Origin of the sequence: Propionibacterium cyclohexanicum, from assembly GCF_900111365.1 — a bacterium.
In the GTDB taxonomy this organism is placed as follows: Bacteria; Actinomycetota; Actinomycetes; order Propionibacteriales; family Propionibacteriaceae; genus Propionibacterium; species Propionibacterium cyclohexanicum.
In genome coordinates, this window is the sequence record NZ_FOGZ01000019.1 from 13,099 (window position 1) to 39,747 (window position 26,649).

The window sequence follows — 26,649 nt, forward strand, 5'->3', positions numbered from 1 at the left end:
CCCGCCGCGACTAGTCCTCCTGGACCTTGCCAATCTCGCACTTGTCGAGGAGCCGGGCGAGGTAGCTGTAGGCGGCAAGCCGCTCCATCGCTTCCTGCTCGCCGAGTTCGTCGCGGGTATGCGTCGTGACGTTGCGGATGGTGAGGTTCAGGCCCGTGGCGAGGCTGTTGAGCGCTTTCGTCAATGGCTCCAGACCTCCACGCATGCTCTTGGTGGTCTTGTCGCTGGGGTCTCCTGGCCATGTCAGCTTCGGTCGTCCCTGTTCTGGATCGCCTGGTGAGAGCGTCTGCTGCCAGAACACGGTGTCGTTGACGTCGGTGCGGCCGAGCTTCGTCTTCCAGTGAACTGTGAGTGCTTCGGACGCCTCGCGCACCGCAACGCGGTACTGATGCGTCGTCCAGTGAGCCGCCGCGGCCGACCAGACGATCGGGTGGAGCTGGGACGGTGCGAAGCCGGGGATACCGGATTCCTCGGCGGCTTCCGCTTCCGAGATGAGCGTGTGCAGCCGGCCTCGGATTGTCGCGGCGGTCGTGCGGATGTCCTGCGGTGCGATCAGCGCCTTCGGCGCGGACATCAGCGACCAGTTGGCGATCGGGTCGATGGCGCCGATGCCGGCGACCGCGATGTGCGCGCCGGTCACCGAGACGGCGCGTGCGGCTGCACCGGCGGCCTCCGCGACGTCGAGTTCGAGGCTCCGCACCTTCGCGGCGTCCTGGCGGTCTTTCGTCCAGACGGTCGGCATCAGGCCACGGGAGCTCATGTGATCGGACTCGACCTGCGTGACCATCCACGCCTCGAAAGCCCGCTCGAAGTCCTCGACCGCGGCGAGCAGTCGCCGCAGATAGTCCGCACCGTAGACCGCCACGCCAGTCGCTCCTTCTCTGCGGCGCCGTCGAAGCACCCGCAGCCCTCAGCAAACCACCTGCCTCCGACGTTACTGGCCAGCGCTGGCGCACCTGACTGCCGAGAACTCATCTCGACCAGTCAAGGGAGCAACCGTGATCGACATCGACCCCAACGGGACCGGCCTGCCGGGCATCGAGCAACTGCGCATCATCGTCGGCGCGGTGATGACCGTGGGCCTCATCCTCAGCGTCTTGGCCTTGATCGTCTCGGCGATCGTGTGGGGCTTCGGCGCGAACAGCAGCAACCCACACTTGGCCTCGCGCGGCAAGGTGGGCGTCCTGGTCTCCTGCGGGGCCGCGATCATCTGCGGCGCGTCGGTGACGCTCGTGAACTTCTTCTGGAACGTGGGCCAGGCGGTATGAGCCGCCCGGAGCACAGCTCGGCAGACCGGGAGCCGGGCCGATGAGCGTCTGCGATGTCCCGGTCATCTCCTCCGTCTGCGACGCCGTGGGCGAAGGAACCGCATCCCTGATCGCGGCCCCCTTCGACTGGCTCGCGCAAGCGATGGGCCAGGCCGCCGCCTGGCTGTTCGAGGCCGTCTGGACAGTCTTCGACACCACGACCCTCGTGGACGTCACCGGCGCGCAGTACGTCGCCGTCTACAACATCCTGTTCGGCGTCGCGGTCTTCCTGTTCCTCATCTTCTTCTGCCTCCAGCTCATCACCGGCCTCATCCACCGCGATCCCACCGCCCTGACCCGAGCCGCCCTCGGGCTGGCGAAGTCGGTGCTGGGGTCGTTCCTGGTCATCACGCTCACGGCGCTGCTGTTGGAAGTCACCGACCAGCTCTGCGTCGGCATCGTGCAGGCCACCGGGAACACGATGGAAGGGATGGGCGACCGGATCGCCCTGCTCGCCGCCGGGTTCGGTGCCATCAACATCGCCGCCCCCGGCGTCGGCGCGATCATCACCATCTTCCTCGCAGGCCTCGCCATCAGCGCGGCGGCGATCGTGTGGTTCTCCCTGCTCATCCGCAAGGCGCTCCTGCTGGTCGCCATCGTCTTCGGCCCCATCGCGCTCGCCGGGGCGACCTGGGACGCGACAAAGGGATGGTTCGCCAAGTGGGCGACGTTCGTCATCGCCCTGATCTTCTCCAAGCTCGTCCTCGTCGTCATCTTCCTCGTGGCGATCACCCAGGTCTCCGCACCCATCGAGCTCGACCTGGCCTCCATCAGCGACCCCATCGCCGGGGTCGTGCTCATGGGGATTGGTGCGTTCGCGCCGTACATCACCTACAAGTTCCTCTCGTTCGCGGGCATCGACATGTACCACGCGATGAGCTCCGAGCAGGAGGCCAAGCAGGCCCTCAACCGACCCGTCCCGATCCCGTCCGCACCCTCGGCCGACAGCGCGAAGAAGGTACTCAACGGCGGCACACCTCCCAGCGGAGGCGGTAGCAGCAGCGCGAGCCCCACCGGGCCCGCGCCGGGCGGCGGCGCTCCCGCTGCGGCTTCCGGCGGCTCCGGGGCTGCGTCCGCGGGAGCGGGTGCGAGCAGCGGCGCCGGGGCTGGGGCCGCGGGCGCCGGAGGTGCCGGAGCAGGTGCCGCTGGTGCAGGTGCCGCGGGTGCCGGAGCAGCAGCCGGCTCGGTCGGAGCGGCCGTCGTCGTCGGCGCCGCGGCCGTCAAGACAGCGGCGACCGTCGGCCCGAAGGCCGGCGGCGCAGTCGGCGGCGCGGCCGAGAGCCACGCCGGAGCCGCCACCGAGCAGGCATCGCCGCCTCCTGCCCCGCCCTCGAACGGCACGCCACCGACCCGGCCTGCTACGCCCGCACCGTCCTCGGCACCGCCCGCATCCTCGGCACCGCCCGCCGCGTCGGGGTCCGCGCCGAGACGGCAGGACCCGCCGCCTCCACCGTCCGCAAAGCCGACAGGAAGGGAGTAGGCCGATGGCCTCCAATACGCACAGCGACTACCCGCTCGCCCCCGTGCAGTTCTCCCGCCTCACCCGCCGCGGGGTCATGCTCGGCCTGTCCCTGCCGCAGCTCGTCGTCCTCGCGGTCGCGGTGCTCTCCGTCGTCGCCGGCCTCTACACCGACGGCGGCATGGGCCTGGCATGGGCCTCCCCGGTCTGGAGCACCGCGGCCCTGCTCGCCGTGATCCCGGCCGGCGGCCGGAAGCTGATCGAGTGGGTTCCCATCGTGGCCCGCTGGACCGCACGGACCTACCTCGGGCAGCTCATCTATCGGCGGCGCGTCATCAAGCCGAGGCCCGCAGGGACGCTCGCCCTCCCCGGCGACGCGGCGCCGCTGCGGGAGTGGGAGGACCCCGAGACCGGCGCGGCGATGATCCACGACCCTCACGCCCAGACCCTCACCGCGATCCTCGGCGTCTCTCATCCGGCTTTCGTGCTCCTCGACCCCGGCGAGCAGCAGCGCCGCGTCGGAGGGTGGGGCCGCGTCCTCGCCGCCGCCTGCCGCTCCGGCAGGATCGCCCGCATCCAGGTCTCCGAGCGGACCCTGCCGGACTCCGGCACGGGCCTGGCCGAGTGGTGGCGTACCCACGGCACCGACGACGGCTCCTGGGCCGCAACCACCTACGCCGAGCTCATCGAGCGCGCCGGCCCCGCCGGGGAACGCCACGCCACCACGATCAGCCTCGCGCTGGACATGAAGGCCTCAAGCCGACAGATCAGGACCAGCGGCGGCGGGATGTGCGGGGCCGCCGCGGTGCTGCGCCAGGAGATGAGCACCCTCACCACGGCGCTGCGCGCCGCAGAGCTCACCTCGACCGGATGGCTTACGCCCGGCGAGGTCGCCGTGATCCTGCGCTCGGCCTACGACCCGGCCGCCGCGCCCGCACTTGAGCGGCACGGCGACCTCGGCCGCGACCTCGCCATCGCCGGCCCGGTCGCGGTCACCGAGACCTGGGACCGGCTGCGGTCGGACTCCGCGCACCACGCGGTGCTGTGGATTACCGAATGGCCCAGGTCCGCGGTCTATCCGGGCTTCCTCGCCCCGCTCGTGCTGTCCAACGGAATCCTGCGCACCCTCGCCCTGCACTACACCCCGGTACGTGCCGACCAGGCAGCCAGGGACCTGCGGAAGAAGAAGACCGAGCTCATCTCCGACGCCGCCCAGCGCCGCAAGATCGGCCAAGTCGAGGACACCGCCGCCTCCGCAGAGCTCGATGACGTGCTCCAGCAGGAAGCCGACCTGACCGCCGGCCACGGCGTGCTGCGCGTCACCGGCCTCGTCTCCGTCTCCGCGCCGACCATCGACGACCTCGACGCCGCCGTGGCCGCCGTCGAGCAGGCCGCTATCCAGGCGAGCTGCGAGACACGGCGGCTCGTCGGCCAGCAGGCGCAGGCGTTCACCGCCGCCGCGCTGCCGCTGTGCCGGCCGGTCTGACCGGGCGCACCTGCCGAACGCCACTCATCCGATCCGTAGAGGAGACACGATCATGCCGACCTTCGATGACCCCAGGAAGGACGCGGCCGAGGCGTTCGAGGCCCTGCGGGGCCTCGCCCACGCCTCCCGTTCCTTTGCCGACCCTGCCGACACCTATGCCGTGACGGGCGATCTGCTGGGCGGCGTGCGGTCGCTGCGGCAGGTGGTCGACCAGCTCGCCGCCGCCCACATCGCGCACCGTGGCCGCGCGTACGACGACGCGGGCAGCCAGGCGGCCGGCGCGACCTCCGCCTTCGCGGCCGCCGACGAGCTGCACCAGGCCGGCACGCTGCTGGATGCCGTGGAGGAGCGGCTGAACGCGGCTTCCCAGCACTCCGGCCGCATCGCCTCGCACCCAGCCACCGAGCGCGAGAGCATCGGAGCGGCCGGCCCAGAGCGCACCGTGACGCAGGCCGGTGCGCTCACGCTGACGGTGTGGCCGGACACGCCATTGGGTGAGCATCAGCGCCACGGCTACCGCGTCGAGGACACAACGACGGGGGAGGCCGTCGAGGGCCGTGACCTGTTCACCGGGGCGGGAGCCCCGGTGACTCCGGATCAGGCCGTGCGCGAGCTCGCCGTGTTCCTCTCCGCCGCCGGGGAGGCCCGGCAATACGCGCTGGACAACCCCGGCACGAACCCGGAGAACGAGGGACTGTTCCCCGAGCGGATTGCCGACGCCGCGCGCCTCAACGCCGACGCACTGAACGAGCTTGTCGAGCACGGCCCGAACCGTGCCGCCCGCGACGAAGCGCCGGAGGCCGAGCTGCGGTGGATCAGCGTCGTGTTTCTCCAAGGCGAGGAAGCCGACAAGGTGCTGACGCTGATCGACCGCGACGGCACGGACGCGGCAATCGAGCACCTGGCCGGATTCGACTACGGCGAGGAGACCATGCGGGCCGCGCTCGAGAACGGATACATCTACGCCAGCCCTCCGGCCGGGACGCTCGACCGGACCGCGACTCGGGACGACTACACGCTCGTCCACAACCCTTTCAACGGCTACGTGTCCCTCTACCGCGAGTTCATCGCCACGCCCGAGCTCGCCCCCGAGCCGACCGAGGTACACCCTCTGGTCACCGCCCTCATCGAGCGGCACGCCCAGCGGCGCGACACCCCGACGCCGCAACGCCCGGTCCGCCCGGACGTGCGCGGGCAGGCCGCCGCGGCCGACTGGTTCGCCCGCCCGCCGGCATCTTCGGCGCACGGCCGGGGGCGCGTGCTGTGACCGGGCAGGAGGAAGGCCGGCTGCACACGAGCGTCCTGGTCGGCCCGAACGGGGAGCGCCGCAAGCACCGCAAGGCCCGCCGCCAGTCCGCCGCGCAGGTCGAGGCCGACGCCCGGCAGACCCGCAAGGCCGAGGCGAAAGCGAAATGGGAGGCGGAGCAGGCCGAGAAGCGGAACACGGTCTACCTGCCCGCCGCAGGGGAGCCCGGGCCGGGCGCGCTGCGCACGCCGGGCCGGTTCCGGCTCCCGCGACACCAGGACACGTCCGCGACGCTCGCCGGGCAGTACCCGTTCCTCGCGGAAGCCGGCCTCGGGTCCTCGGGAGTGTTCGTCGGCCAGGACCTCTACAGTGGCGGGAGCTTTGTGTTCGATCCGTGGGAGCTCTACCGGCGCGGGATCATCACTGCCCCCAACATCGTGCTCGCCGGCATCGTGGGCAGCGGGAAGTCGTCGCTCGCCAAGAGCCTCTACACGCGGTCGCTGCCGTTCGGGCGTCGGGTCTATGTCCCGGGCGATCCGAAAGGGGAGCACACGCCCGTCGCCGAGGCGGTCGGGGGGCGGGCGATCGTCCTCGGCCACGGGCTGCGGAACCGGCTCAACCCGCTCGATGAGGGCCACCGCCCCTCCACGGTCAGCGACGCGGAGTGGGGCTCTCAGGTCGCCGCCCGCCGCCGCGACCTCATCGGCGCACTCGCGGAGACCGTGCTCGACCGCGCCCTCTCCCCGCTGGAGCACACCGCCATCGACCTCGCGCTGAACGATGCGGTGCGCACCTCCGAGGTGCCGATCCTGCCGATGATCGTGGACCGCATCCTCGCCCCGAGCCGGGAGGACGACGCGGACGGGCGGCTCGCAGAAGACGGCCGCCTCGTCGGCCACGCCCTGCGCCGGCTCGTGGCCGGCGACCTCCAAGGGCTGTTCGACGGACCCTCCACCGTCCGGTTCGACCCGTCCTTACCGATGGTGTCGCTCGACCTGTCGCGGGTCGCAGAGAACTCCACCCTCATCTCCGTCCTCATGACGTGCTCCAGCGCCTGGATGGAATCGGCCCTCTCGGACCCGAACGGCGGCCAGCGTTTCGTCATCTACGACGAGGCATGGAGGCTCATGCAATATCCGGCGCTGCTGCGCCGGATGGACGCCCAGTGGCGGCTCGCCCGGCACTTCGGCATCAGCAACATGCTCGTCTTCCACAAGCTCTCCGACCTCGACAACGTGGGCGACGCCGGAACCGCGATGCGCGCACTCGCGTCCTCGCTGCTGGCGAACGCCGAGGTGCGGATCGTCTACCGACAGGAGCCGGACCAGCTCGGCTCCACCGCGCTCGCCCTCGGGCTGACCGGGACCGAGCAGAAGCTGCTGCCGTCGCTGGGGACCGGGCAAGGACTCTGGCGGATCAAGGACCGCAGTTTCGTCGTCCAGCACCAGCTCCACCCGGCCGAGCTCGCCGCCTTCGACACCACCGCCCGGATGACCAGCGATTCCCGCAGGTTCACGAATCCCGACGCGGCTTCGGGAATCCCGAACGTTCCGAGCGAAGCCCGATGAGCCGGCCCCGCTACAAGCGATCACCGGGCGAGCACGCAGCCGATGACAAGGAGATTCCCGTCGTCCTGCCGCATGTCGTCATGACGGTCGCCGAAGACGGCACCATGACCGTCACCATCGACGGGGCGCCGCACCTGCCAGAGCCGTTCGCACCGCCCTGGCGGCGCGAGTCCTTCGCCCAAGTGCTCGACCAGCTCACCGGCCAGCGACGCTCCCCGGTGCGCGTCGAGGTCCGCGAAGCAGACGGCACCGTGTTCACCGACATCATCACGCCCTCCCGACGCCGCACCGTCCCCAAGCCGCCGGCGAGGGCCGCCGTGCCCGCGCTGCCAGTGCTTTACGGGGAGGGCTTCGTGCCGGGCGAGGACGTGGCGGTCGCCGTCGTCATCGCCCACGGCGACGCCGCCCCGGACGGCACCATGCGCGGCCTCATCGAGGCGGCGCAGCTCGCCGCGAGCCCGACCCGCGAGATGATCCTGCTCGGCCGCGTCTCCGGGGCCCTGACCATCGGGCACCCCGAATGAGCACGCCCCGCCCGGCCAGCTCCCTCGGGGACGAGCTGAGCAACCTCGGCATCGGCATCCTCATCGCCGCCGCCGTCCTCGCCGGCATCCTGCGCGGCGCCGGCTCCGTTGCCGCATGGATCACCGGCGTCGACCAGCCTGCAGGCGGGGTCGAGGCAGGCCTGGGCGTACTGCTGAACCCGCTCGACCCCGCCGTGCCGCTCGAGGCACCGGGCCTGAGCCCGGTGGCCTACTGGATCAACGCGACCGTCCTCATCCTCGGGACCGGCACGCTCGGCTGGTGGGCCTGGCGGTTCTTCCGCGAGCACGGCCGCCAGGCCAGAACCGACCCCTACCGCATCCCCGGCATCGCCGTCCGAAGCGACGTCGCCAAGGCTGCATCCGAGCGCGCCCTGCTGCGCCGGGCCGGACACCTGCGGCCCTCGCTCGACAAGCCGACGCCGGAGGACGTCGGCTACCGGCTCGGCGTCTCACGCGGCACCGGCGTCTGGGCCTCCGTGGAGGACAGCATTCTGCTGATCGGCCCACCGCGCTCCGGCAAAGGCGCCCACATCGTCATCAACGCCATCCTCGACGCGCCCGGTGCCGTCGTCACGACGAGCACCCGGCCCGACAATCTCACCGCAACGCTCCGAGCCCGGCAGAAGATCGGCCCGGTCGCCGTGTTCGACCCGCAACACTTGGCCGAAGGCGTGCCCGCCGGGCTGCGCTGGTCGCCGATCCGGGGATGCGATGACCCGCTGACGGCGATGATCCGTGCCACCGGGCTTGCCGCCGGCACCGGACTCTCCGCAGGCGGCGTCGAAGGCGGCGGGTTCTGGGAAGGCAAGACCCGCACCGCCATCCAATCTCTGCTCCACGCCGCCGCACTCGATCACCGAGGCTCCGGCGAGCTGTTCCGCTGGACTCTCGACCCCTCGGCCGCCGCCGACGCGGTGGCGATCCTCACCGCCAGCCCGCGAGCCGCGACCGGATGGGCGGACGCCTTGCAGGCGATGATCGACTCCGACCCCCGCACCCGCGACTCCATCTGGCAGGGCGTCTCATTGTCCTTGGCCGCTCTCGCGGACCCGCGCGTGCTCGACGCGGTGAGCCCGAGGGACGGCGAGGACTTCGACCCCGAAGCCTTCCTACAAGCCAAAGGGACCCTCTACCTGCTGGCGACCGGGGCCGGCGCGAACAACTCCGCCGCGCTCGTCGCGGCGTTCGTGGAGGACCTCGTGGAAGCCGCCCGCCGCATCGCCGCCCGCAGCCCAGGTGCCCGGCTCGACCCGCCGCTCCTGCTCGCACTCGATGAGGTCGGCAACCTCGCGCCCCTGCCCTCGCTGCCGACCCTCATGGCGGAAGGCGGCGGCACCGGCATCACGACGATGCCGGTCTTGCAGTCCCTCGCCCAAGCCAGAGAGAAGTGGTCAGAGCACGCGGCCGGCGCAATCTGGGACGCGAGCATCGTCAAGATCATCCTCGGCGGCGCCTCCAACAGCCGCGACCTCCACGACCTCACCACCGTCATCGGCGAACGCGACGAGGTGACCGACTCCACCACCATCGGAGACCACGGCTCCCGCTCCGCGCAACGCTCGATCCGGCGGGTGCCGATCATGCCTCCAGGTGCGATCCGCACGCTGCCGTTCGGCACCGCGCTCGTGCTTCTGCGCTCCGCCCCGCCCATCGTCACGAGGATGCGCGCTTGGATGGACCGCCCCGACGCCAAGACGCTACGAGCCGATCGGGTCGGTATCGAGGCCACGCTGCAACGCCGCCCATAGGAGGACGCGGGCGCACCTGCCTGACAAGAGCGACCCGTGGTGGGCCGCAGCGAGTGTCAGGAGGACGGGCGCATGGCCGAGAACCGCGCAGAACCGCTCTGGGGCTACATCGCCTCGGAGCCGGACATCAAGACGACCAGAAATGGCAAGGCGAGGTTCTTCGCGTTCGCTGGTGAGCCGCAGTACCGGGATGAGCCGGAGGGCTCGCGCACGAGGGTCGGCACCGAGTACCGGCCGATGGTGGCCTACGGGCAGGTCGCCGAGGCAGCGGCGGCCAAGTTCGCGCGCGGCGACAACTTCGTCGCGATCGGCTACACCCGCCCTTACTCCCACAAGAAGGACGGGAAGGATGTCTCGGGCGAGGAGTTCGTGGCCCTCGGGATCGGCCACGACGCGCTGCGGACGAACTACGAGGTGGACCGTTCCCCTCGACCACCCCGCGACGCATCCGGCGAGGCACCGACCGCCGCCGCGAAGCGCAACCGGGAGACGCCGCCGGAGTTCACCGCCGCGCGCACCCCTACCTCCGCGACGCGGACACTCGCACTCTGAGCGGAAGCGCCATGACTGAGAACGACGCGACCCGCGAGCCCGAGACGCCGGGCGCCGATCCCGCCGGCGAGCACGACCCGATGCTGCCGCCGGAGCCGCCGCACCCGATCAACTGGAACCTGCTGACCGCCGACGAGGCCGAGGCCGAGTGGCTAGAGCTCAACAGGTGGGTCAACTGGCTCCGCACCACCTACGGCCTCCCGGCCAGCGTCGTGCCGCCATTCTGGCACCGACACGGCGAGCTCGTGTGGGAGCTCAGCGCCTTGCACCTGCACTGGCTCGCGGCATACGACGCCGAACAGAACGCTTCCGCGCCTCTGGGCTGGCACCGCGACTTCGCGGACGCGCGGCAGCGGCTCCGCGATTGGGTCGCCGCCTGCGGCACGCGTCTGGACCGCGACCGTCCGACGCGGCAGACCGCCTGGCCCGGCGAGGAGCCCGGCGATCCAGTTGAAGAGACGGGCATCGAGAACCGCGACGAGGACTTCGTGGCGTGGATGCTCGCCGATGTCGCCGCCCGCCGGCAGGCCGAAGACGAGTTCTACGCCAACCTGGACCCGAGCACAGGCGAGCTGCGCGGCTGATGGGCTCCTACGTCAAGAAGACCGACCGCCGCGCCTACGAGGATCGGTCGTTCTCCGTCCGTGCGGTGCATCGTGACCCGCCGGACCTCCACAAGCTCGCGGAGCTGCTGATCCGCCTGACCTTGCAGGAGACCGGCCGCACCCGCGCCGAGCGGCGGGCGGCCGAGCTGCCCGAGACTTATCGCCCCTCCGGCCCGGAGCCCGCGATCATGGCCGCGTCAGAGGCGACCGGGTAGAATGGCCGTCAAGCAAGCCTCGCGTCGCTGGGGTGTTGTGGTCCTAACCCCGCTGTTCTAGCGGGCAACCTAACGTGGTCGACCTGACCTAGTCCTAGAGCCTCCGGGCTTTCTCTCACGATCAGCACCCCTCGGGCGTTCAGCCCGAGCGCGGGGGCCGATTCCCGTGAGAGAAGGCCCACAAGTGACTTCCACGTTCGCGCGCACCGCCAATCCGGTGCGCAGTCTCATCGACCCGCCCCAGGGCACCGCGCTCGCGGTGTCCTACCTGCGCGTCTCGACCAAGGAACAAGCCGAAAAGGGCGGCACCGACGAAGGCTTCTCCATCCCCGCCCAGCGCGAGGCCAACCGCCGCAAAGCCGAACAGCTCGGCGCGGTCATCGTGGAGGAGTTCATCGACGCGGGCGAGTCCGCCCGCAAGGCCGACCGGCCCGAGCTGATGCGAATGATCCAGTACGTCAAGCAGCACCGCGTCGCCTACTGCATCGTCCACAAAGTCGACCGGCTCGCCCGCAACCGCGCCGACGACGTGACCATTCACCTCGCGCTCCAAGAGGCCGGGGTCATGCTCGTCTCGGCCACGGAGAACATTGACGAAACCCCGAGCGGGATGCTGCTGCACGGCATCATGTCCACGATCGCGGAGTTCTACTCCCGCAACCTCGCCACCGAGGTCATCAAGGGCATGACGCAGAAGGTCGCCAACGGCGGCACCCCGACCAAGGCGCCCATCGGCTATCTCAACGTCCGCGTCCGCGACGAGCTCGGCCGCGAGGTCCGCACCGTGCAGCTCGACCCCGACCGGGCGCCGCTGATCGAGTGGGCGTACAAGGCATACGCCTCCGGGACCTGGACCGTCAGCCAGCTCCACGACGAGCTCACCACGCGCGGGCTGCGAAGCCTGCCGACGCCGAAGCACCCCTCCAAGCCGCTCGCGGTGTCCTCGGTGCACCGGCTCCTGACAAATCCGTACTACAAGGGCGACGTGATCTACCGGGGCGTGGTCTACAAGGGCGCGCACGAACCGCTCGTCCCGGCCGAGGTCTGGTATCAGGTGCAATCTGTCCTCACCGCGCACAAGTCCGCCGCCGAGGCGACCCAGGTGCACGACCACTACCTGAAAGGCACCGTCTACTGCGGAGCCTGCGGGTCGCGCCTCATCATCTCCAACGCGAAGAACCGGCACGGCAACGTCTACCCCTACTTCGTTTGCTCCGGTCGGCACTCCAAGCGGACCGACTGCACCCGGCAGGCCATCCTCATCGAAGACGTCGAGCACTTGATCGAGGACTACTACCAGCGCGTGCAGCTCGTCCCCGCCCGGCGCGAGGCACTGGCCGGGATGCTGCACCACGAGTTTGACCGGCTCATGTCCGCCGAAGCCGACGAACTCGCACAGCTCACCGCCAACCGCGACCGCCTGGAGCACGAGCAGGACCGGCTCATGCAAGCCCACTACGCCGACGCGATCCCGCTCGCCGTCCTCAAACGAGAGCAGGACCGCATCCTCGGCGAGCTCGACCAGGTGAACCGTCGCCTCGACGCGCACCAAGGCGAATACACCGACGCTCGCGCCCACCTGGACGACGCCCTGAACCTGCTCGTGAACTGCGCTGACATCTACGCTCGCTGCGACGACGCCAACCGGCGCCTGTGCAATCAGGCGTTCTTCACCAAGGTCTACGTCGAGGAGGACGACGAGCTGCGCGTCGAGAACGCCCGTCCCTTCGAGATGCTGCTTGATCCCGAGGTCAACGCCGACGCGCTGACCTGGGCCGCGAACGCCGACAAGGCCCGAACCCCAGCCCTTGATTCTTCGGGCCAAGGTTCGAGCCTTGTGCGTTGGGTGCCCCCACGGGGGCTCGAACCCCGGACCCAAGGATTAAAAGTCCCTTGCTCTACCAACTGAGCTATAGAGGCCCTGCCATACTACTCTGCCGGCTCCACAGAGACGAAGGACTGGCCGCGGAGCGCTGGGATGGGCCGGGAACCCTCAACCCAGAACTCTGAAAAAGCTGAACCTCAACCTTCTCTTGAGCCGGACCGTCCGTCTCGCGCGTCGAGGTGGAATGGCTCGCCGAGCACTCGCCAGTCTCCAGCGCCCGACGCGGACGACGCGGCATCCTTCCTAGTCAGGACCGTTTTATGCGGAGCCCTGCGAATACCCGCGGGGTCTCGTGCGCGGTCTCCATGTTCTGCCACTTCCCTGAAGTTCAGCTGAGGATCTGGTTGCCGTCGTCCCTGAGTGCTGCCTAGATTCCGGTGCATCCCGGGGCTCAGGTGTGGCCCGCCGCCAAGTGGGCCGGGGAAGACACCGAGGCCCCGGGTTCAAGACAACAGATCCACGCGGCGAGCAAGGCCGCAGGAAGGACCAGCCGTGAACCCGTTCATGAGAACGGCACGGGTGGCTCTCACCTCGTCACTGGTGGCCGCAACAATCGCCACTGCAGGACTGGTGCTGAGTCCCCTCGCCCAAGCTGAGTACTCGCCCCTGGCCGCGACAACCGATGTCAACGTCCGTCAGGGCCCGAGTTCCACCTCCGCCGTGCTGGCAGTGCTGTCCGCCGGCGATACCGTCACCCAGCGCGGCAGCGAGGAGAACGGCTGGCTCCCCATCACCTACGACCAGAAGGACGCCTGGATCCAGGCACAGTATGTGAGCGCCACCACCGCCGTCACCTCCCAGTCGACGGTGTCGACCGCCGTGCTCACCAAGGGTGCCTATGTGCGCTCCAGCGCCACGGCCGATGGCTGGATCATGGGCTCGCTGGCCAAGGGCACCACAGTGCCCGTCATCGGCGAGGCCCAGGGATCCTGGACGCCGGTGAACTACTACGGCCGCTCCGGCTGGGTGGCTTCCTCGCTCCTCGATGCCAGCTCCGCCAGCGCCGCCGTGAAGATCACCAGCGCCGTTTCGCAGGACTATCTGTGGGTGCGCACCGGCGAGAGCACCGCCTATCCCTCGATCGGGATGCTCTACCCCGGCGACAAGGCGAGCGTGACCGGCGACCCGTACAACGGCTGGGTCCCCATTACCTTCCAGGGCCAGCCGGCCTATGTGGCCGCCAATTACTCGCGCTACTCCACCGATCCGAGCATCATCGCGTTGAGCGCGTCCACCAAGGACAGCCGATCGGCCCCGGCCGCCTCCACCTCTGCCCCGGCACCCAGCGCCACCCCGTCATCGCAGACTCCCAGCGCGGCGCCGACTGCCTCGCAGACTCCCAGCGCGGCGCCGACTGCCTCGCAGACTCCCAGCGCGGCGCCGACTGCCTCGCAGACTCCCAGCGCGGCGCCGACTGCCCCGCAGACCTCGCCAGCTCCGGCGCCCAGCGCCACCGAGACCGAGCCAGCCCCGGCGCCCAGCGCCACCGAGACCGAGCCAGCCCCGGCGCCCAGCGCCACCGAGACCGCGCCAGCCCCGGCGCCCAGCGCCACCGAGACCGCGCCAGCCGACGATTCGGCACCGACCACTCCGGCGTGGACCACCGACGACGTGAACCTGCGCACTGGCCCCGGCACCGACACGCAGTCGGTTCAGGTGCTTCCCGAACAGACCGAGGTGGCGCTCACCGGCACCACGAACGGCGACTGGAGCGAGGTCGTCTACAACGGTTCCAAGTACTGGATCAACACCCGCTTCCTGTCCACCACCAAGGGCACGACGGACGACACGCCAGCACCCGCACCGGCTCCCGCACCCGCACCTGTACCGGCACCGGCACCGGCACCGGCACCCGACACGGTTGGGCCCGACCCCACCGCACTGCCTGCCACGAGCGGCACGAAGTACACCACGGCCGACCTGAACGCCTACTTGACCTCGGACCAGCCCAAGCCGGCCACGACGGTGATCCCCTACGGCACCGCCGTCGCAGTGAGCGACACGGTCGAGAACAATCGCGTCCACATCGTGTGGAACAACACCGCCTACTGGGTGAGCGTGGACTATCTGAGCAACTCCCAGCCCACCGACAACACGGCGAGTGGTTCGACCACCAGCAGCACGACGGACAACTCTGCGGTGGCAAGTCCGGGTTCCTCTACCGATGCCGCTCAGTCCGCCGTGGACTTCGCGATGTCGAAGGTGGGCCTGCCCTATGTCTGGGGTGGCAGCGGCCCCAACGGATACGACTGCTCCGGCCTCGTGCAGGCCGCCTATGCACAGGCCGGCGTCACCCTGCCCCGCACCACCTGGGACCAGGTCAATGCCGGCACTCGCGTGTCGCTGGCCGATGTCCAAGTCGGTGACCTGGTGTTCTTCTACGACAACTCCCACGTCGGGCTCTACATCGGCAATGGCAAGGTGGTCAACGCCCTCAATGAGAACGTCGGAATCCTGGTTTCCGACATCAGCTACCTCGGTACGCCCTCTGCGGTGGTGCGGGTGGCCTGAACCGCGCCCGTACAGCGGCTCGGCGCTCCGGGATTTCGAACCGGGGCACCGAGCCGCTACCATGTTCCGGCAGGTCCCCATCGTCTAGCGGCCTAGGACCCCACCCTTTCAAGGTGGCGACACGGATTCGAATTCCGTTGGGGATACTCAATCCTTCGGGCTCGCGCCACCGCGCGAGCCCGAAGCGGCGTCCAGGCCATTGTCCTCAGGATCCACATATCCCTCACCGGGCCTCTTGCCCACCAGCGTCGATGCATGATCGGGCACTTCACGCTGAAGCGACTTGTCGGGCCGGCGGTAGCCGGTGGACGCCGGTCGCTTGGGCAGTTCAAGGGGCTCGCGCTCGATGTGCTGGTAGGGGATCGTGGACAGCAGATGCGCGATCATGTTGAGCCGGGCACGCTTCTTGTTCTCCGCGTCCACGACGAACCAGCGTGAGCCCTCCACATCGGTATGCACGAACATGTCGTCCTTGGCGCGTGAATAGTCCTCCCAGCGGGTCAGCGACTCCACATCCATCGGTGAGAGCTTCCAGCGACGCATCGGATCGGTCAGCCGCGACCTGAAGCGCTTCTCCTGGGCCTTGTCCGAGATCGAGAACCAGTACTTGCGCAACAAGATGCCGTCCTCGATGAGCAGCCGCTCGAAGATCGGGCACTGCCGCAGGAAGCGCTGGTGCTCCTCCGGGGTACAAAAACCCATCACCCGTTCCACACCGGCCCTGTTGTACCAGGACCGGTCGAACAGCCTGATCTCCCCTGCGGCGGGCAGATGGGCGATATAGCGCTGGAAGTACCACTCGGTGCGCTCGCGGTGCGTGGGAGCCGGCAGGGCCACGATCTGGGCGATCCGAGGATTGAGGAACTCGGTCACCCGCTTGATGGCACCACCCTTGCCGGCCGCGTCGCGTCCCTCGAAAATGACGGCGATCCGCGCACCCGTGGTGCGTACCCACTCCTGCATCTCCACGAGTTCCTTCTGGAGCCGGCGCAGCTCGGCCTCGTAGACATCATTGGGGATCTTGGCGGGCTTGCTGGACGTCATGGCAACCATCGTCCACCCAACGCGGCCGGGAAGCACCGACTTTGGCATTCACTCGGAGTCACGCTATAGTTCTACAGCCCGCTCAGCACGGGCGGACAATTCAACAATGGCCCTGTAGCGCAGTTGGTTAGCGCGCCGCCCTGTCACGGCGGAGGTCGTGGGTTCGAGTCCCATCAGGGTCGCTTGTCGTGACCTGGCCAGGTAGCTCAGTTGGTAGTAGCGTGCGCCTGAAAAGTGCAAGGTCGGCGGTTCGAACCCGCCCCTGGCCACCTCTGAGGCGCAGCTCTTGCGCTGTTCGCCTGCCCATCCTCGCGTTGGGGGGCGATGACTGGGTTCTTCGAACGAGGGCATGCGCCGAAGAAGCATCCGGACCCGAGACAGTCCAGGGCCCTGTGCTCAGCGGTGGCCCGCAATCGTCTCGGAGCCCAACTCGTCGCGGTACCGCTCGATTGACTGTTCGGGACGCACATAGGCCTCCAGCCAACGGTCGATCTCGTCAAACAGCACGGCACGCACCGGCTCGCGGGACAGCACGAGATCGTGTACGCCGCCCTTGATCCGGCGGATGCTCACATGGTTCCCCAGATTCACGGCGGCGGCGCAGATTCGGTCCACGTCGAGCACGAGGTCCTGGCCGTGCATGTCCTCACTCCAGGTGCGCGAGAAGTTGCTCTCCTGGCTGGTGAGCACGAGCACCGGCGTGTCGATGTGCAGTCCCCTCGCAACCTTCGCCTGGCCAGCCAGGATGGCTCGGCCCCAGCCCCACCGGGGGACGAAGGCGGGAGTGGACTTCAGACCGAGGTCCCAGTTCCATTCACCGTCCAGCGAGGCGTGCAGAGAGCTTCGGTAGAAGCCGGTGTCCAGCGAGGCGGCCAGCTCCGCGAGCGGGTTGATCGCCGCTACCGCATGGGACACCGGGAACATCACCCGCCACAGCAGGGGGAAGCCCTGCATGTCCAACCACGGGGAATTGAGGATCAGGCCCGCCAGCAGCCCCGGTCGTTCGGATGCCCACAGGCTGCCCACCAGCCCCCCGGTGGAGTGCCCGGCGAAGGTGATTGGCACACCGGCGTGGTCCTCGTGGATCAGCGCGACGGCGGCGTCCAGCTCGCTCTCGTATTCGCGCAGATCGGCGACATAGCCGGCGACGAGGCCGGCGCGCAGATTGCGGCCGTAGCGCCGCAGGTCCAGCGCATAGAAATCGAAGCCGTGCGCATCGAACCACGCCGAGACGTGGTCCTGGAAGAAGTAGTCGTTCCAGCCGTGCAGATAGAGCACTGCTCGTCCATGACGGGGTTCGCCGCGGCGGACCAGCGTAGCGGTGAGCGGAAGATCAGGCTCCCCCTCCACGTGGGCGGCGCCATCAATCGACCAGCTCGTCGCGACGTGGCCCGCGAGAAGGGTGTCGGGAGACCAGGCGTGCATGACCGGGTGCGTCGATCAGCGACGCTCGTCCTGGTCATCGTCCAGACCGGTGTCGACATCGTCCTCGTCGTACCGGTGCACGAGGTCCGCATAGTTGTCGGGGACCTCTTCGCGCGCACGATCTGCTTCCTCGTGAACGCTCTTGGATCGGAGCTCCCGCTCCAGTGAAGCGAAGTCAGTATCAATCGAGCGATACTTGAGATCGCGGGCTACCTTGGTCTGCTTCGCCTTTTGTCGGCCGCGCCCCATCTGGGTCGACCCCCTCGCTCTGTCACTCGCGGCAATGGCCGCGCCAATGTTGGTCACTTTCGTGACTGCAAGGCTACCCAATAGATGGAGTGGGAACCAATCGGGTCCACCTCAGCCGGCTGGATGCGCCCCCACCAGCTCCACTGCAGGTGCACCGGGCGCTGCGGCGTCGACATGCCCGCAGACCCAGGAATCCAGCCCCATCGCGCCGAGCACCCGCAATGCTGCGTCCGCCTGTTCGGGCCCCACCAGCGCGATCATCCCGACACCCATATTGAGCGTCTCCTCGATGTCGGCCTGGTCGAGCCGGCCCACTGCCTGCACGAGTTCGAAGATGGGCTTCGGACTCCAGCTCGCCCGCTCGATTCGCACCTGCAGGCCCTGGGGCACGACCCGCGCCAGATTGTTGGCCAGACCGCCCCCGGTGATATGGCTCATGGCATGCACAGTGACCTGCCGCAGCAGCGTCATGATCTCGGCGGCGTAGACGTGGGTGGGTTCCAGCAACTCCTCGCCGAGGCTGCGCGCCAGGCCCTCGGGGGTGGCATCCAGGCTCAGCTTCCCGTCGCTGAGCAGCACCTGGCGGACCAGCGAGTAGCCATTGGAGTGCAGGCCGCTCGAGGCCATCGCAATCGCCACATCGCCCTCGCAGACCCGATCCGAGCCGAGCAGCTCGTCGGCCTCGGCGACCCCGGTAGTAGCCCCGGCCATGTCGAAGTCATCGGGACCCATGAGCCCGGGATGCTCGGCGGTCTCGCCGCCGATCAGGGCGCAGCGGGCCGCGGCGCAGGCGTCGGCGATGCCCTTGACGATGGATGCGATGCGCTCGGGGACGACTTTGCCGCAGGCGATGTAGTCGGTGAGGAAGAGCGGCTCGGCTCCGCAGACCACCAGATCGTCCACGAGCATGCCGACCAGATCCCAGCCCACCGTGTCGTAGACACCCAGGTCGCGCGCCAGCGCCACCTTGGTGCCCACCCCATCCGTGCTGGTGGCCAGTACTGGATGGCGGTAGCGGGCCAGCGCCGAGGCATCGAACAGGCCGGCGAAACCGCCGATACCGCCCAGCACCTCGGGACGGCTGGCTCGGGCCACGTGCGCCTTCATCAATTCCACGGCATCGTCGCCGGCGTGGATGTCGACACCGGCCCGGGCATAGGCGCTCTGCTTCACGAATGCTCCTGATCATCTGGGTGGCTTGACGGCCCGGCCGGGCCGATCGACTCGGCCGCGACGGGTACGGCGTCATCGCCGGGCTGGGCCCACAGCGGCTGGGGGCTTGCGCTGGCAGACCCCTGCGGTTCCCTGTGGTCCAGTTCGGTGTCGTGGCGGAAACCGGCGGCCGGCGCCTCCTCGGCGTCGAGGCCCATCTCGGTGGCTGCACCGTGCGGCACGGGGATCGGGTACACGCCGTCGAAGCAGGCCCGACACAGCGAATCCTTCGGGACATGGGTGGCGGTGATGAGCCCGTCGAGGCTCACATAGGCCAGGGAGTCCGCACCGATCGCCCGGCAGATCTCGTCGACCGACAGGCCGGGCGCGATGAGCTGAGCACGGTTGGCGAAGTCGATGCCGTAGAAGCAAGGCCATTTGATGGGCGGGGAGGAGATCCGCACGTGCACCTCGGCGGCGCCGGCCTCGCGCAGCATCCGCACGAGCTGGCGCTGGGTGTTGCCGCGCACGATGGAGTCGTCCACGACGACCAGCCGCTTGCCCTCGATGACATCGCGCAGCGGATTGAGCTTCAGCCGGATCCCCAGATTGCGCAGCGTCTGGGAGGGCTGAATGAAGGTACGCCCGACATAGCTGTTCTTCACGAGACCCATGCCGTAGGGGATCCCCGACTCGTCGGCGTAGCCGATCGCGGCCGGCACCCCGGATTCCGGCACCGGGATCACCAGATCTGCATCGGCAGGCGCCTCTTGGGCAAGGATCTTGCCCACCTTGACGCGCACATTGTGGATGCGCCGTCCAGCGATGATCGTGTCGGGACGCGCGACGTAGACGTACTCGAAGACACAGCCCCTGGGCCGGGCGGGCGCGAACCGGCGCGAACGCAGCCCTGCTGCGTCGATCGCCACCATCTCGCCCGGCTCGATCTCGCGCAGGAAGGTGGCACCCACGATGTCGAGCGCTGCCGTCTCGCTGGCCACCACCCAGCCGGTCTGCATGCGCCCCAGCACAAGCGGACGCACACCCTGGGGGTCGCGGGCCGCGAACAGCGTGGTCTCGGTCATGAAGGTGAGGCTGAAGGCCCCCACCAGCCTCGGCAGCAGCTCCAAGGCGATGTCCTCGATCTCGCCGTCGCGGCAGGCCATCAGGGCCGTGATGAGCGAGGTGTCGTTGGTGGAGTCCATCACCTTCTTGTGGGGCACCAGGTGCGCATCCTCGGAGCGCTCCCGCAGCAGCCCTTCGAGCTGGTCAGTGTTGGTGAGATTGCCGTTGTGGGCGAGCGCGAGACCCCCGGTGGGGGTGGCCCGGAAGGTGGGCTGGGCGTTCTGCCACACGCTCGCCCCCGTCGTCGAATAACGGGTGTGGCCAATGGCCAGATGGCCCTTGAGCGAGTTGAGCGTGCCCTCGTCGAAGACCTGGCTCACCAGGCCCATGTCCTTGAAGACCATGATCCGTGAGCCATCGCTCACCGCCATCCCAGCTGACTCCTGGCCACGGTGCTGCAGCCCGTACAGCCCGTAGTAGACGAGCTTGGCCACTTCTTCGCCGGGAGCAAAGACACCGAAAACCCCGCACTCGTCGTGCGGGCGTTCATCCTCGGGGTCGGGATTGGGGCGGATACCGCGACTCAACACCACGCCGACAGCCTACCGTCTGAGCTGAGGTCTCATCGCAGGTGGACCACCGCGCCATTGCCGCCCGAGCAGGTGACCAGTCCGGAGGATGCCGCGGTACAAGACATCGCATAGCTGCGGCCGGTGACGGGACTGGTGACGTCGAGGGTGGTGGATGGTGGCGAACCGGCAGCACGGTAGGCGGCCGCGACATTGCTTGCGAACTGGCAGCTGGTCATGGAATTCACTGCCACATTCGATCCGCAGCTGGTGGTGTTTGCCGGGAAGCTCGCGGCAGCCGTGGTGCTGGGCGTTGCCGACGGGGAGCTGGGCGTTGCCGACGGGGAGCTGGGCGCCGAAGGGCTCCCCGGCGGTGAGCTCGCAGGCCCGGCGAAAGATGGCCCAGGCGCCGTCGTGGCGCCAGTCGCCGGGCTGACACTGGAGGGTGCCGGTGTGCCGATACCGGCGAATCCTCCGCCGAGCCAGCTGAGCAGCACGAGCACCAGGGCCACCAGCTGGACCGCCCAGACCACGAGGAAGGTGATCCAGTAGCGCAGCACGGACAGCCCCCGGCGCCGGGCCCTTGACGCCATGGCGGCGGCCGGCACCGCACCGAGCGGTCCGAGGACGAGGGTGACGAGCACAATAACGAGTACCGAGGGGCGGGCTGCCGACTCCGGAGGCGGCGCACCATACGACGATCCGGTCCGGGCAATACCTGCCTGGTGCGTCGTCATCCAGGCCGGCCTCGGCGGATCCTCGCGGGCAAACCTCGGCCGCTGCTGGCCCTTCGGTGCCTGGGCCCCAGCTGTCTGGGCCGGTTGCTGCGGGGACAGCCGGGGCTCGGCCTGCCCGGCGGGCCATTGTGCTCGCCCCGGCTCCGCGGCGCCACCAGGCCGATCACCGGGCGTTGCGCGTGGGGTGAAGTCGGGGCGGGGAAAACCGGGACTGGTGGGCCAGTCGGCCTCCGGGTCGCCGCCGGACCCCGGTTGAGTCCCCGCTGCCCACCGGGCGTCATTGCGATCCGATGCCACCAATCCCCCCTTCGCCCGGCCGATGCCAGCACAGGCCCGCCGTCAGCCTAGAGCGAGGCAGCCGGGCTCAGTCCCCGACCGCCTGCTTGTCGCCCGTCGTGTGCCGGTCATTCTCGTCGACCAGGTCACCGATGATGCCCGACCCCTCCTTGCTGAAGGTGAGATAGCGCACCCCGAGGTTGATCATCGACTGGATGCGGTTGCGCCCACCCAGCAGGAAGTACAGGTGCAGCGCCACCCAGCTGATCCAGGCGGGGAAGCCGGTGAAATCGAGCTTGTGCCCGTCGAGCGCGAGCTGGACGACAGCCGCATTGCGCCCGATCGTCGCCATCGTGCCCTTGTCCCGGTACTCGAACTTCTCGGTCGGGCGCCCTGCCTCGAGGTTGAGGATCTGCCGAGCGGCGAATTCGCCTTCCTGCATGGCCGGCTGCGCCAGCTGCGGCAGCGGGTTCTCGTCGATGATCGCGCCGTCACCGACGGCGAAGACCCGGTCCTGCCCGTGCACCCGCAGATCGGGGCCGGTGACGATCCGCCCCCCGCGTCCCAGCTCGAAGCCCCAGTCGATGACGTCCTTGTGGGCACCAACACCGGCTGCCCAGATGACCATGTCCGAGGGCAGCGTCGAGCCGTCCTTGAGCAGCACCGAGTCGTCGCGCACTTCGGCGATCGCAGTGGTGGTACGCACGTCAACACCGCGACGCTGGAGCTGACGTCGCGTGTAGTGGCGCAGCTTGGGATGGAAGGGGGCCAGCAGGTGCTCGCCCATCTCCACGAGCGTGACATGGACCCGGTCGATGGAGACATCGGGAAAGATGGCGGGGATACCGACGGACTTCATCTCGGCCAGCGTGCCGGCCATCTCGACACCGGTGGGACCGCCGCCGACGATGATCACGTCGAAGTTCTTCTTGGGGTGGGTGTCCAGCGACTCGAGATTGCTCAGGATGAAGTCGCGGGCCGCCACCGAGCTGGAGCGGGTGTAGATGGTGTGGGCATGCTCCTTGGCGCCCTCGATGCCGAAGAAGTTCGCTCCCACGCCCTGGGCAAGAATGACGTAGTCATAGTCGATCGGACCGCCCTCGGCGCACTGCACCTGGCGGTTGCCGGTGTCGATACCGGTGACAGCGGTGAGCCGGAAACGTACGCCCGGGAGCCGGGCGGCGAACGAACGCAGCCGATAGGTGACGTCGCCGGGGTTGAGCCCTCCGGTGGCCACCTGGTACAGCAGCGGCTGGAAGGTCGTATAGGGATTCTTGTCGGCGATGACCACGCGGCACCCGACCCGCGCCAGCTCCCTGGCTGCATGGAGGCCGCCGAACCCGCCACCGACGATGACGACGCGGGGCCCCTGACCCGGTTCGTAGGGCTCCTTGGAATTCTCGAGTCGCATAGGGAACTTCATGCATACCTCCTGATCACACGGACGCTTCAGGTCCTGGTTCAGCCCATGACAAGGACAGACCGCCGACCGGATGCTCGAACCGACAACTCCGCCTTCACCGGACAGCTCCGCCGGCCGTTACCCATTGTGCCGAGCTGGGCCGCGATAACGCCAACGCTCAGCGTGGAATCCGCCATCGGAGGACAGCCCACTAGGGTTGTGCGCATGATTGCGATCGTCACCGTGACGGGCCTGGACCATACCGGCATCGTCGCCGCCGTCAGCACGCGGATGAGTGCCCTCGGCATCAACATCGTCAACATCTCGCAGACGATCATGGGTGAGTACTTCACGATGATCGCCCAGTGCGAGTTCGACGAGACCGCCCAGCCGATCGAATCGATCCAGGCGGAGTTGCGCAGGGTCGGAGAAGAGCAACAAGTCGTCGTGCGTCTCCAGTCCGAGGCCATTTTCCGCGCGATGCACGAGCTGTAAGCCATGGACAGCGCACACGACATCCTTGAGACGATCGAGATGATCGAGGAGAACCGGCTCGACATCCGCACCGTGACGATGGGCATTTCCTTGCTCGACTGCGCCGACCCCGACCCGGCGGTGGCCTGCAAGAAGATCTACGAGCGCATCGTGCGATGTGCCGGCAGCCTCGTATCGACGGCAGCCGGTATCGAGACCGAGTTGGGTATCCCGATCATCAACAAGCGGATCGCTGTGACCCCGATCTCCCTGGTCGCCGCCGCATCCCACACCGAGAACTACACCTGCTTCGCCCAGGCACTCGACCGCGCCGCCTCGGCGGTGGGCGTCGACTTCATCGGGGGCTTCTCCGCACTCGTCCAGAAGTCGCGCACCACTGCCGACCGCCGGCTCATCGCCTCGTTGCCCGAGGCGCTGGCGAGCACTGAGCTGGTCTGCTCGTCGGTGAACATCGGGTCGAGCAAGGCCGGTATCAACATGAGTGCCGTCACCCAGATGGGTGAGATCATCCGCGAGGTCGCGGCCCGCACCGGCGGAATGGGCTGCGCGAAACTCGTCGTGTTCTGCAATGCAGTAGGTGACAATCCCTTCATGGCCGGTGGGTTCCACGGTGTCGAGGAGGGCGACTGCTGCGTCAACGTGGGCGTGTCCGGCCCAGGGGTGGTGAAGCGCGCTCTGGACAAGGTGCCCGATGCCAGTTTCGGCCAGATGGCCGAGACGATCAAGAAGGCGGCCTTCAAGATCACCCGGATGGGTCAGCTGGTCGGCACGATGGCGGCGCAGCGGCTGGACGTGCCCTTCGGCATTGTCGACCTCTCGCTTGCCCCTACTGCGGCGATCGGCGACTCCGTGGCCGAGATCTTGCAGACCATGGGTGTCGAGCACGTCGGCGGCCACGGCACAACGGCGGCGCTGGCGCTGCTCAACGACGCCGTGAAGAAGGGCGGGCTGATGGCCTGCTCGCATGTCGGCGGGCTATCGGGTTCCTTCATCCCGGTGAGCGAGGACGCTGCCATGGTGGATGCGGTCCGCAATGGATCGCTGAGCCTGGACAAGCTGGAGGCGATGACCGCCATCTGTTCGGTCGGGCTCGACATGATCGCCATCCCCGGTGACACGCCGGCCTCCACGATCGCGGCGATGATCGCGGACGAAGCCGCGATCGGCATGATGAACAACAAGACGACAGCTGTACGCGTGATCCCCGCACCGGGCTCGGTGGTGGGAGACGAGATCGACTTCGGCGGGCTGCTCGGTTCGGCGCCCGTGATGGCGGTGAATCCATCGGACGCCGAGCGGCTGACGCGCCGCGGGGGACGTCTACCGGCTCCGGTGCACAGCTTCCGCGCCTAGGCCGTTCCGCACCACCGGTGGCGCAGATGGAGGCTGGGGCAGGTAGAAGCGGGGCATCGTGTCGGCCAGGGTCACGCTCGCTCGTCGTGGTGGGATGCCTGGGAGCAGGGCGGCGAGCTACCAGGTGAAGTTCGCCGAGGCGCTGCGCTCGATGGGCAGGCCGGCCCGGTAGCGCTCGATGAAGCGGGCGAAGCCCTCGACCTCGTCCGGTTCGGCGCGGACCGTGGTGGCCTGGCTCCCCGCGAACAGCGCATCCAGATGGTCGGCAAGCGGCTCGGTGGCCCCCGAGAGCGCATAGGAAGCCAGCAGGGCCATCCCCCAGGCACCCCCCTCTCCCGCATTGCTGCCCACCGAGACGGGGCTGTCGAGTGCGGCAGCCAGGATCCGCTGGGCCACTGCCTTGGTGCGGAAGATGCCACCCTGGGCGAACATGGCGTCCAGGGCCACACCTTCGTCGCGCAGCAGCACGTCCATGCCCAGCCGAAGGGTCGCGAACGCCGAGGAGAGCTGCAGGCGCATGAAATTGGCCAGCGTGAATGAGCTGGCTGGACCACGCACGAAGAGCGGACGGCCCTGGTCGACGCCGACGGAGTGCTCGCCCGACAGATAGTTGTACGACAGCAGGCCGCCGCAGTCCGGGTCGCCGGCCAGGGCGCGCTCGAACAAGGTGGCGTACAGCTCGTCGGAACTGCGCGTGGCTCCCACGGCGCCGAGCAGCTCGCCGAACAGCCCGACCCAGTCATTGAGGTCAGAGGTGCAGTTGTTCACATGCACCATTGCGACGTGCTCGCCGCTGGGGGTGGCCACCAGATCGATCTGGGAGTGCATCTTGCTCAGGGGATGTTCGAGCACCACCATGGCGAAGACGCTCGTGCCGGCACTCACATTTCCGGTGCGCGGCCGCACCGAGTTGGTGGCGACCATTCCGGTACCGGCATCGCCCTCCGGCGGGCAGGCCACCGCTCCGGGATGCAGCGTGCCCAGCGGGTCGAGGAGACTGACGCCTTCGGCGCTCAGCGTGCCGGCCTTTCGGCCGGCGGGCAGGACCTCGGGCAGCAGTTCGGAGACCTTCCAGCCCAGGCCACGGTCTGCGATGAGCGCGTCGTAGGCGGCCAGTTTCTGCTCGTCGAAGCCGGTGCCCTCGGCGTTGAGCGGGAACATCCCGGACGCATCACCCACGCCGAGCACCTTGCGCCCGGTCAGCTGCCAGTGCACATAGCCCGCCAGGGTGGTGAGGAAACGCACCCTCGGCACATGGTCCTCGCCGGCCAGGATCGCCTGGTGGAGATGGGCGATGCTCCAGCGTTGCGGAATGTTCACGCCGAACAGCTCGGAAAGCTCCTCGCTGGCCTGCTGAGTGGTGGTATTGCGCCATGTCCGGAAGGGCACCAGCAGCTGGTCGTCCTCGTCGAAGGCCAGGTATCCGTGCATCATGGCCGAGACCCCGATCGCACCGATCTCGCAGAGCTCGCGGTGCTGGTGAACCCGGTAGTCGTCGGCGAGCAAGGCGAAGCTCTCCGCCACGCCGTCCCAGACGTCCTCGAGCCGGTATGACCAGACCTCGTCGACCAGCTGGTTCGTCCAGTTGTGCGCACCGCTGGCTATCACCTGACCGGTCTGGTCGACAAGGACCGCCTTGATCCTCGTGGAGCCCAACTCGATCCCCAGGGATGTGCGCGAATCGGCTATCCGGTTCGAGCCCTGCTCCGTCACAGTGCCTCCATGCAGATCGCGGACGTGCTTGGGTTGATCTTA

Annotated in this window: 22 protein-coding genes, 4 tRNA genes and 2 pseudogenes; 18 read left to right on the top strand and 10 right to left on the bottom strand. The window is 68.6% G+C overall.

Annotation, left to right across the window (positions count from 1 at the left end; translation table 11 throughout):
* Positions 1-10: 10 nt before the first annotated feature.
* Positions 11-865 carry a TIGR02391 family protein gene (locus BMX93_RS09225; protein ID WP_091970346.1) on the bottom strand — a complete coding sequence of 285 codons (855 nt, stop codon included), beginning with the start codon at positions 863-865 and terminating at the stop codon, positions 11-13.
* Between the two features lie 133 nt (positions 866-998).
* On the opposite strand from BMX93_RS09225, the gene BMX93_RS09230 reads away from it, so the two are divergent.
* From BMX93_RS09230 to BMX93_RS13330, 11 genes and pseudogenes are all read left to right on the top strand, one after another.
* Entirely contained in the window at positions 999-1,268 is a 270-nt protein-coding gene (locus tag BMX93_RS09230; RefSeq protein WP_066475040.1) for a DUF6112 family protein, read from the top strand.
* Between the two features lie 40 nt (positions 1,269-1,308).
* Positions 1,309-2,787, top strand: a complete 1,479-nt coding sequence (locus BMX93_RS09235) for a TrbL/VirB6 family protein (RefSeq protein ID WP_091970348.1) — start codon at positions 1,309-1,311, stop codon at positions 2,785-2,787.
* A 4-nt stretch (positions 2,788-2,791) separates the two neighbouring features.
* Positions 2,792-4,252: an SCO6880 family protein gene (locus tag BMX93_RS09240; RefSeq protein WP_091970350.1), complete on the top strand. Its 1,461-nt coding sequence runs from the start codon at positions 2,792-2,794 to the stop codon at positions 4,250-4,252.
* A 52-nt stretch (positions 4,253-4,304) separates the two neighbouring features.
* Positions 4,305-5,519: a hypothetical protein gene (locus BMX93_RS12935; RefSeq protein ID WP_177170163.1), complete on the top strand. Its 1,215-nt coding sequence runs from the start codon at positions 4,305-4,307 to the stop codon at positions 5,517-5,519.
* Complete coding sequence (locus tag BMX93_RS09250; protein WP_091970352.1) at positions 5,516-7,066, top strand: TraC family protein; 1,551 nt, start codon at positions 5,516-5,518, stop codon at positions 7,064-7,066. Before BMX93_RS12935 ends, BMX93_RS09250 begins: the two co-directional genes overlap by 4 nt.
* Positions 7,063-7,590 carry a hypothetical protein gene (locus tag BMX93_RS09255; protein WP_218139287.1) on the top strand — a complete coding sequence of 176 codons (528 nt, stop codon included), beginning with the start codon at positions 7,063-7,065 and terminating at the stop codon, positions 7,588-7,590. The genes BMX93_RS09250 and BMX93_RS09255 overlap by 4 nt, the downstream gene beginning before the upstream one ends.
* A complete protein-coding gene (locus tag BMX93_RS09260) occupies positions 7,587-9,359 on the top strand; it encodes a type IV secretory system conjugative DNA transfer family protein (protein ID WP_091970354.1) in 1,773 nt (590 codons plus the stop codon). The genes BMX93_RS09255 and BMX93_RS09260 overlap by 4 nt, the downstream gene beginning before the upstream one ends.
* A 72-nt stretch (positions 9,360-9,431) precedes the next feature.
* Positions 9,432-9,911, top strand: a complete 480-nt coding sequence (locus BMX93_RS09265; RefSeq protein WP_091970356.1) for a single-stranded DNA-binding protein — start codon at positions 9,432-9,434, stop codon at positions 9,909-9,911.
* An 11-nt stretch (positions 9,912-9,922) separates the two neighbouring features.
* Entirely contained in the window at positions 9,923-10,495 is a 573-nt protein-coding gene (locus tag BMX93_RS09270; RefSeq protein ID WP_091970358.1) for a hypothetical protein, read from the top strand.
* Entirely contained in the window at positions 10,495-10,731 is a 237-nt protein-coding gene (locus tag BMX93_RS09275) for a hypothetical protein (RefSeq protein ID WP_091970361.1), read from the top strand. Before BMX93_RS09270 ends, BMX93_RS09275 begins: the two co-directional genes overlap by 1 nt.
* A 259-nt stretch (positions 10,732-10,990) precedes the next feature.
* A pseudogene (locus BMX93_RS13330) lies at positions 10,991-11,968 on the top strand (recombinase family protein); the annotation flags it as partial.
* A gap of 610 nt (positions 11,969-12,578) precedes the next feature.
* Here the strand turns inward: BMX93_RS13330 and BMX93_RS09285 are convergent.
* Positions 12,579-12,651: transfer RNA gene (locus BMX93_RS09285), tRNA-Lys, on the bottom strand.
* A gap of 457 nt (positions 12,652-13,108) precedes the next feature.
* Here BMX93_RS09285 and BMX93_RS09290 point away from each other — a divergent pair.
* Both BMX93_RS09290 and BMX93_RS09295 read left to right on the top strand, forming a co-directional pair.
* On the top strand, positions 13,109-15,127 hold the full coding sequence (locus BMX93_RS09290; RefSeq protein WP_091970363.1) for an SH3 domain-containing protein: 2,019 nt from the start codon (positions 13,109-13,111) through the stop codon (positions 15,125-15,127).
* A gap of 73 nt (positions 15,128-15,200) precedes the next feature.
* Positions 15,201-15,273, top strand: a tRNA-Glu gene (locus tag BMX93_RS09295).
* 1 nt (position 15,274) lies between these two features.
* Here BMX93_RS09295 and ppk2 read toward each other — a convergent pair.
* Entirely contained in the window at positions 15,275-16,171 is an 897-nt protein-coding gene (ppk2, locus tag BMX93_RS09300) for a polyphosphate kinase 2 (RefSeq protein ID WP_177170164.1), read from the bottom strand.
* 108 nt (positions 16,172-16,279) lie between these two features.
* Here ppk2 and BMX93_RS09305 point away from each other — a divergent pair.
* Together BMX93_RS09305 and BMX93_RS09310 are read left to right on the top strand one after the other, a co-directional pair.
* Positions 16,280-16,353 (top strand) — tRNA-Asp (locus tag BMX93_RS09305).
* Between the two features lie 13 nt (positions 16,354-16,366).
* Positions 16,367-16,440 (top strand) — tRNA-Phe (locus BMX93_RS09310).
* Positions 16,441-16,567: 127 nt separating this feature from the next.
* Here BMX93_RS09310 and BMX93_RS09315 read toward each other — a convergent pair.
* The 5 genes and pseudogenes from BMX93_RS09315 to BMX93_RS12940 form a co-directional block, all read right to left on the bottom strand.
* Entirely contained in the window at positions 16,568-17,596 is a 1,029-nt protein-coding gene (locus BMX93_RS09315; protein ID WP_091970365.1) for an alpha/beta hydrolase, read from the bottom strand.
* 15 nt (positions 17,597-17,611) lie between these two features.
* Complete coding sequence (locus tag BMX93_RS09320; RefSeq protein ID WP_425438780.1) at positions 17,612-17,902, bottom strand: DUF3073 domain-containing protein; 291 nt, start codon at positions 17,900-17,902, stop codon at positions 17,612-17,614.
* Between the two features lie 54 nt (positions 17,903-17,956).
* Positions 17,957-19,018, bottom strand: a complete 1,062-nt coding sequence (purM, locus tag BMX93_RS09325) for a phosphoribosylformylglycinamidine cyclo-ligase (RefSeq protein WP_091970367.1) — start codon at positions 19,016-19,018, stop codon at positions 17,957-17,959.
* A gap of 206 nt (positions 19,019-19,224) precedes the next feature.
* Positions 19,225-20,655, bottom strand: a pseudogene (gene purF, locus BMX93_RS09330) (amidophosphoribosyltransferase); the annotation flags it as partial.
* A gap of 29 nt (positions 20,656-20,684) precedes the next feature.
* Positions 20,685-20,879: a hypothetical protein gene (locus BMX93_RS12940; protein ID WP_177170165.1), complete on the bottom strand. Its 195-nt coding sequence runs from the start codon at positions 20,877-20,879 to the stop codon at positions 20,685-20,687.
* Here BMX93_RS12940 and BMX93_RS12945 point away from each other — a divergent pair.
* A complete protein-coding gene (locus tag BMX93_RS12945) occupies positions 20,869-21,183 on the top strand; it encodes a hypothetical protein (RefSeq protein ID WP_091970373.1) in 315 nt (104 codons plus the stop codon). The genes BMX93_RS12940 and BMX93_RS12945 overlap by 11 nt on opposite strands.
* A 549-nt stretch (positions 21,184-21,732) precedes the next feature.
* Here BMX93_RS12945 and BMX93_RS09345 read toward each other — a convergent pair.
* The gene (locus BMX93_RS09345) at positions 21,733-23,067 is read right to left on the bottom strand and encodes an NAD(P)/FAD-dependent oxidoreductase (RefSeq protein ID WP_091970375.1); all 1,335 of its coding nucleotides are present in this window, start codon (positions 23,065-23,067) and stop codon (positions 21,733-21,735) included.
* A 204-nt stretch (positions 23,068-23,271) separates the two neighbouring features.
* Here BMX93_RS09345 and BMX93_RS09350 point away from each other — a divergent pair, with 204 nt between their 5' ends.
* On the top strand, positions 23,272-23,541 hold the full coding sequence (locus BMX93_RS09350) for an ACT domain-containing protein (RefSeq protein ID WP_091970378.1): 270 nt from the start codon (positions 23,272-23,274) through the stop codon (positions 23,539-23,541).
* Between the two features lie 3 nt (positions 23,542-23,544).
* Positions 23,545-24,894 (top strand): PFL family protein, encoded by a 1,350-nt coding sequence (locus tag BMX93_RS09355; protein WP_091970380.1) that lies wholly within the window; start codon positions 23,545-23,547, stop codon positions 24,892-24,894.
* Positions 24,895-25,011: 117 nt separating this feature from the next.
* Here the strand turns inward: BMX93_RS09355 and BMX93_RS09360 are convergent, their stop codons facing one another.
* Positions 25,012-26,607 (bottom strand): xylulokinase, encoded by a 1,596-nt coding sequence (locus tag BMX93_RS09360; protein WP_091970382.1) that lies wholly within the window; start codon positions 26,605-26,607, stop codon positions 25,012-25,014.
* Positions 26,608-26,649: the final 42 nt, after the last annotated feature.

What these genes read in the sequence shown, in the direction of transcription:
- BMX93_RS09235 (WP_091970348.1), top strand. Translation starts at nt 1,309, where the DNA reads ATGAGCGTCTGCGATGTCCCGGTCATCTCCTCCGTCTGCGACGCCGTG.
- BMX93_RS09240 (WP_091970350.1), top strand. Translation starts at nt 2,792, where the DNA reads ATGGCCTCCAATACGCACAGCGACTACCCGCTCGCCCCCGTGCAGTTC.
- BMX93_RS12935 (WP_177170163.1), top strand. Translation starts at nt 4,305, where the DNA reads ATGCCGACCTTCGATGACCCCAGGAAGGACGCGGCCGAGGCGTTCGAG.
- BMX93_RS09255 (WP_218139287.1), top strand. Translation starts at nt 7,063, where the DNA reads ATGAGCCGGCCCCGCTACAAGCGATCACCGGGCGAGCACGCAGCCGAT.
- BMX93_RS09260 (WP_091970354.1), top strand. Translation starts at nt 7,587, where the DNA reads ATGAGCACGCCCCGCCCGGCCAGCTCCCTCGGGGACGAGCTGAGCAAC.
- BMX93_RS09265 (WP_091970356.1), top strand. Translation starts at nt 9,432, where the DNA reads ATGGCCGAGAACCGCGCAGAACCGCTCTGGGGCTACATCGCCTCGGAG.
- BMX93_RS09270 (WP_091970358.1), top strand. Translation starts at nt 9,923, where the DNA reads ATGACTGAGAACGACGCGACCCGCGAGCCCGAGACGCCGGGCGCCGAT.
- BMX93_RS09275 (WP_091970361.1), top strand. Translation starts at nt 10,495, where the DNA reads ATGGGCTCCTACGTCAAGAAGACCGACCGCCGCGCCTACGAGGATCGG.
- ppk2 (WP_177170164.1), bottom strand. Translation starts at nt 16,171, where the DNA reads ATGACGTCCAGCAAGCCCGCCAAGATCCCCAATGATGTCTACGAGGCC.
- BMX93_RS09315 (WP_091970365.1), bottom strand. Translation starts at nt 17,596, where the DNA reads ATGCACGCCTGGTCTCCCGACACCCTTCTCGCGGGCCACGTCGCGACG.
- BMX93_RS12945 (WP_091970373.1), top strand. Translation starts at nt 20,869, where the DNA reads ATGGAATTCACTGCCACATTCGATCCGCAGCTGGTGGTGTTTGCCGGG.
- BMX93_RS09345 (WP_091970375.1), bottom strand. Translation starts at nt 23,067, where the DNA reads ATGAAGTTCCCTATGCGACTCGAGAATTCCAAGGAGCCCTACGAACCG.
- BMX93_RS09350 (WP_091970378.1), top strand. Translation starts at nt 23,272, where the DNA reads ATGATTGCGATCGTCACCGTGACGGGCCTGGACCATACCGGCATCGTC.
- BMX93_RS09355 (WP_091970380.1), top strand. Translation starts at nt 23,545, where the DNA reads ATGGACAGCGCACACGACATCCTTGAGACGATCGAGATGATCGAGGAG.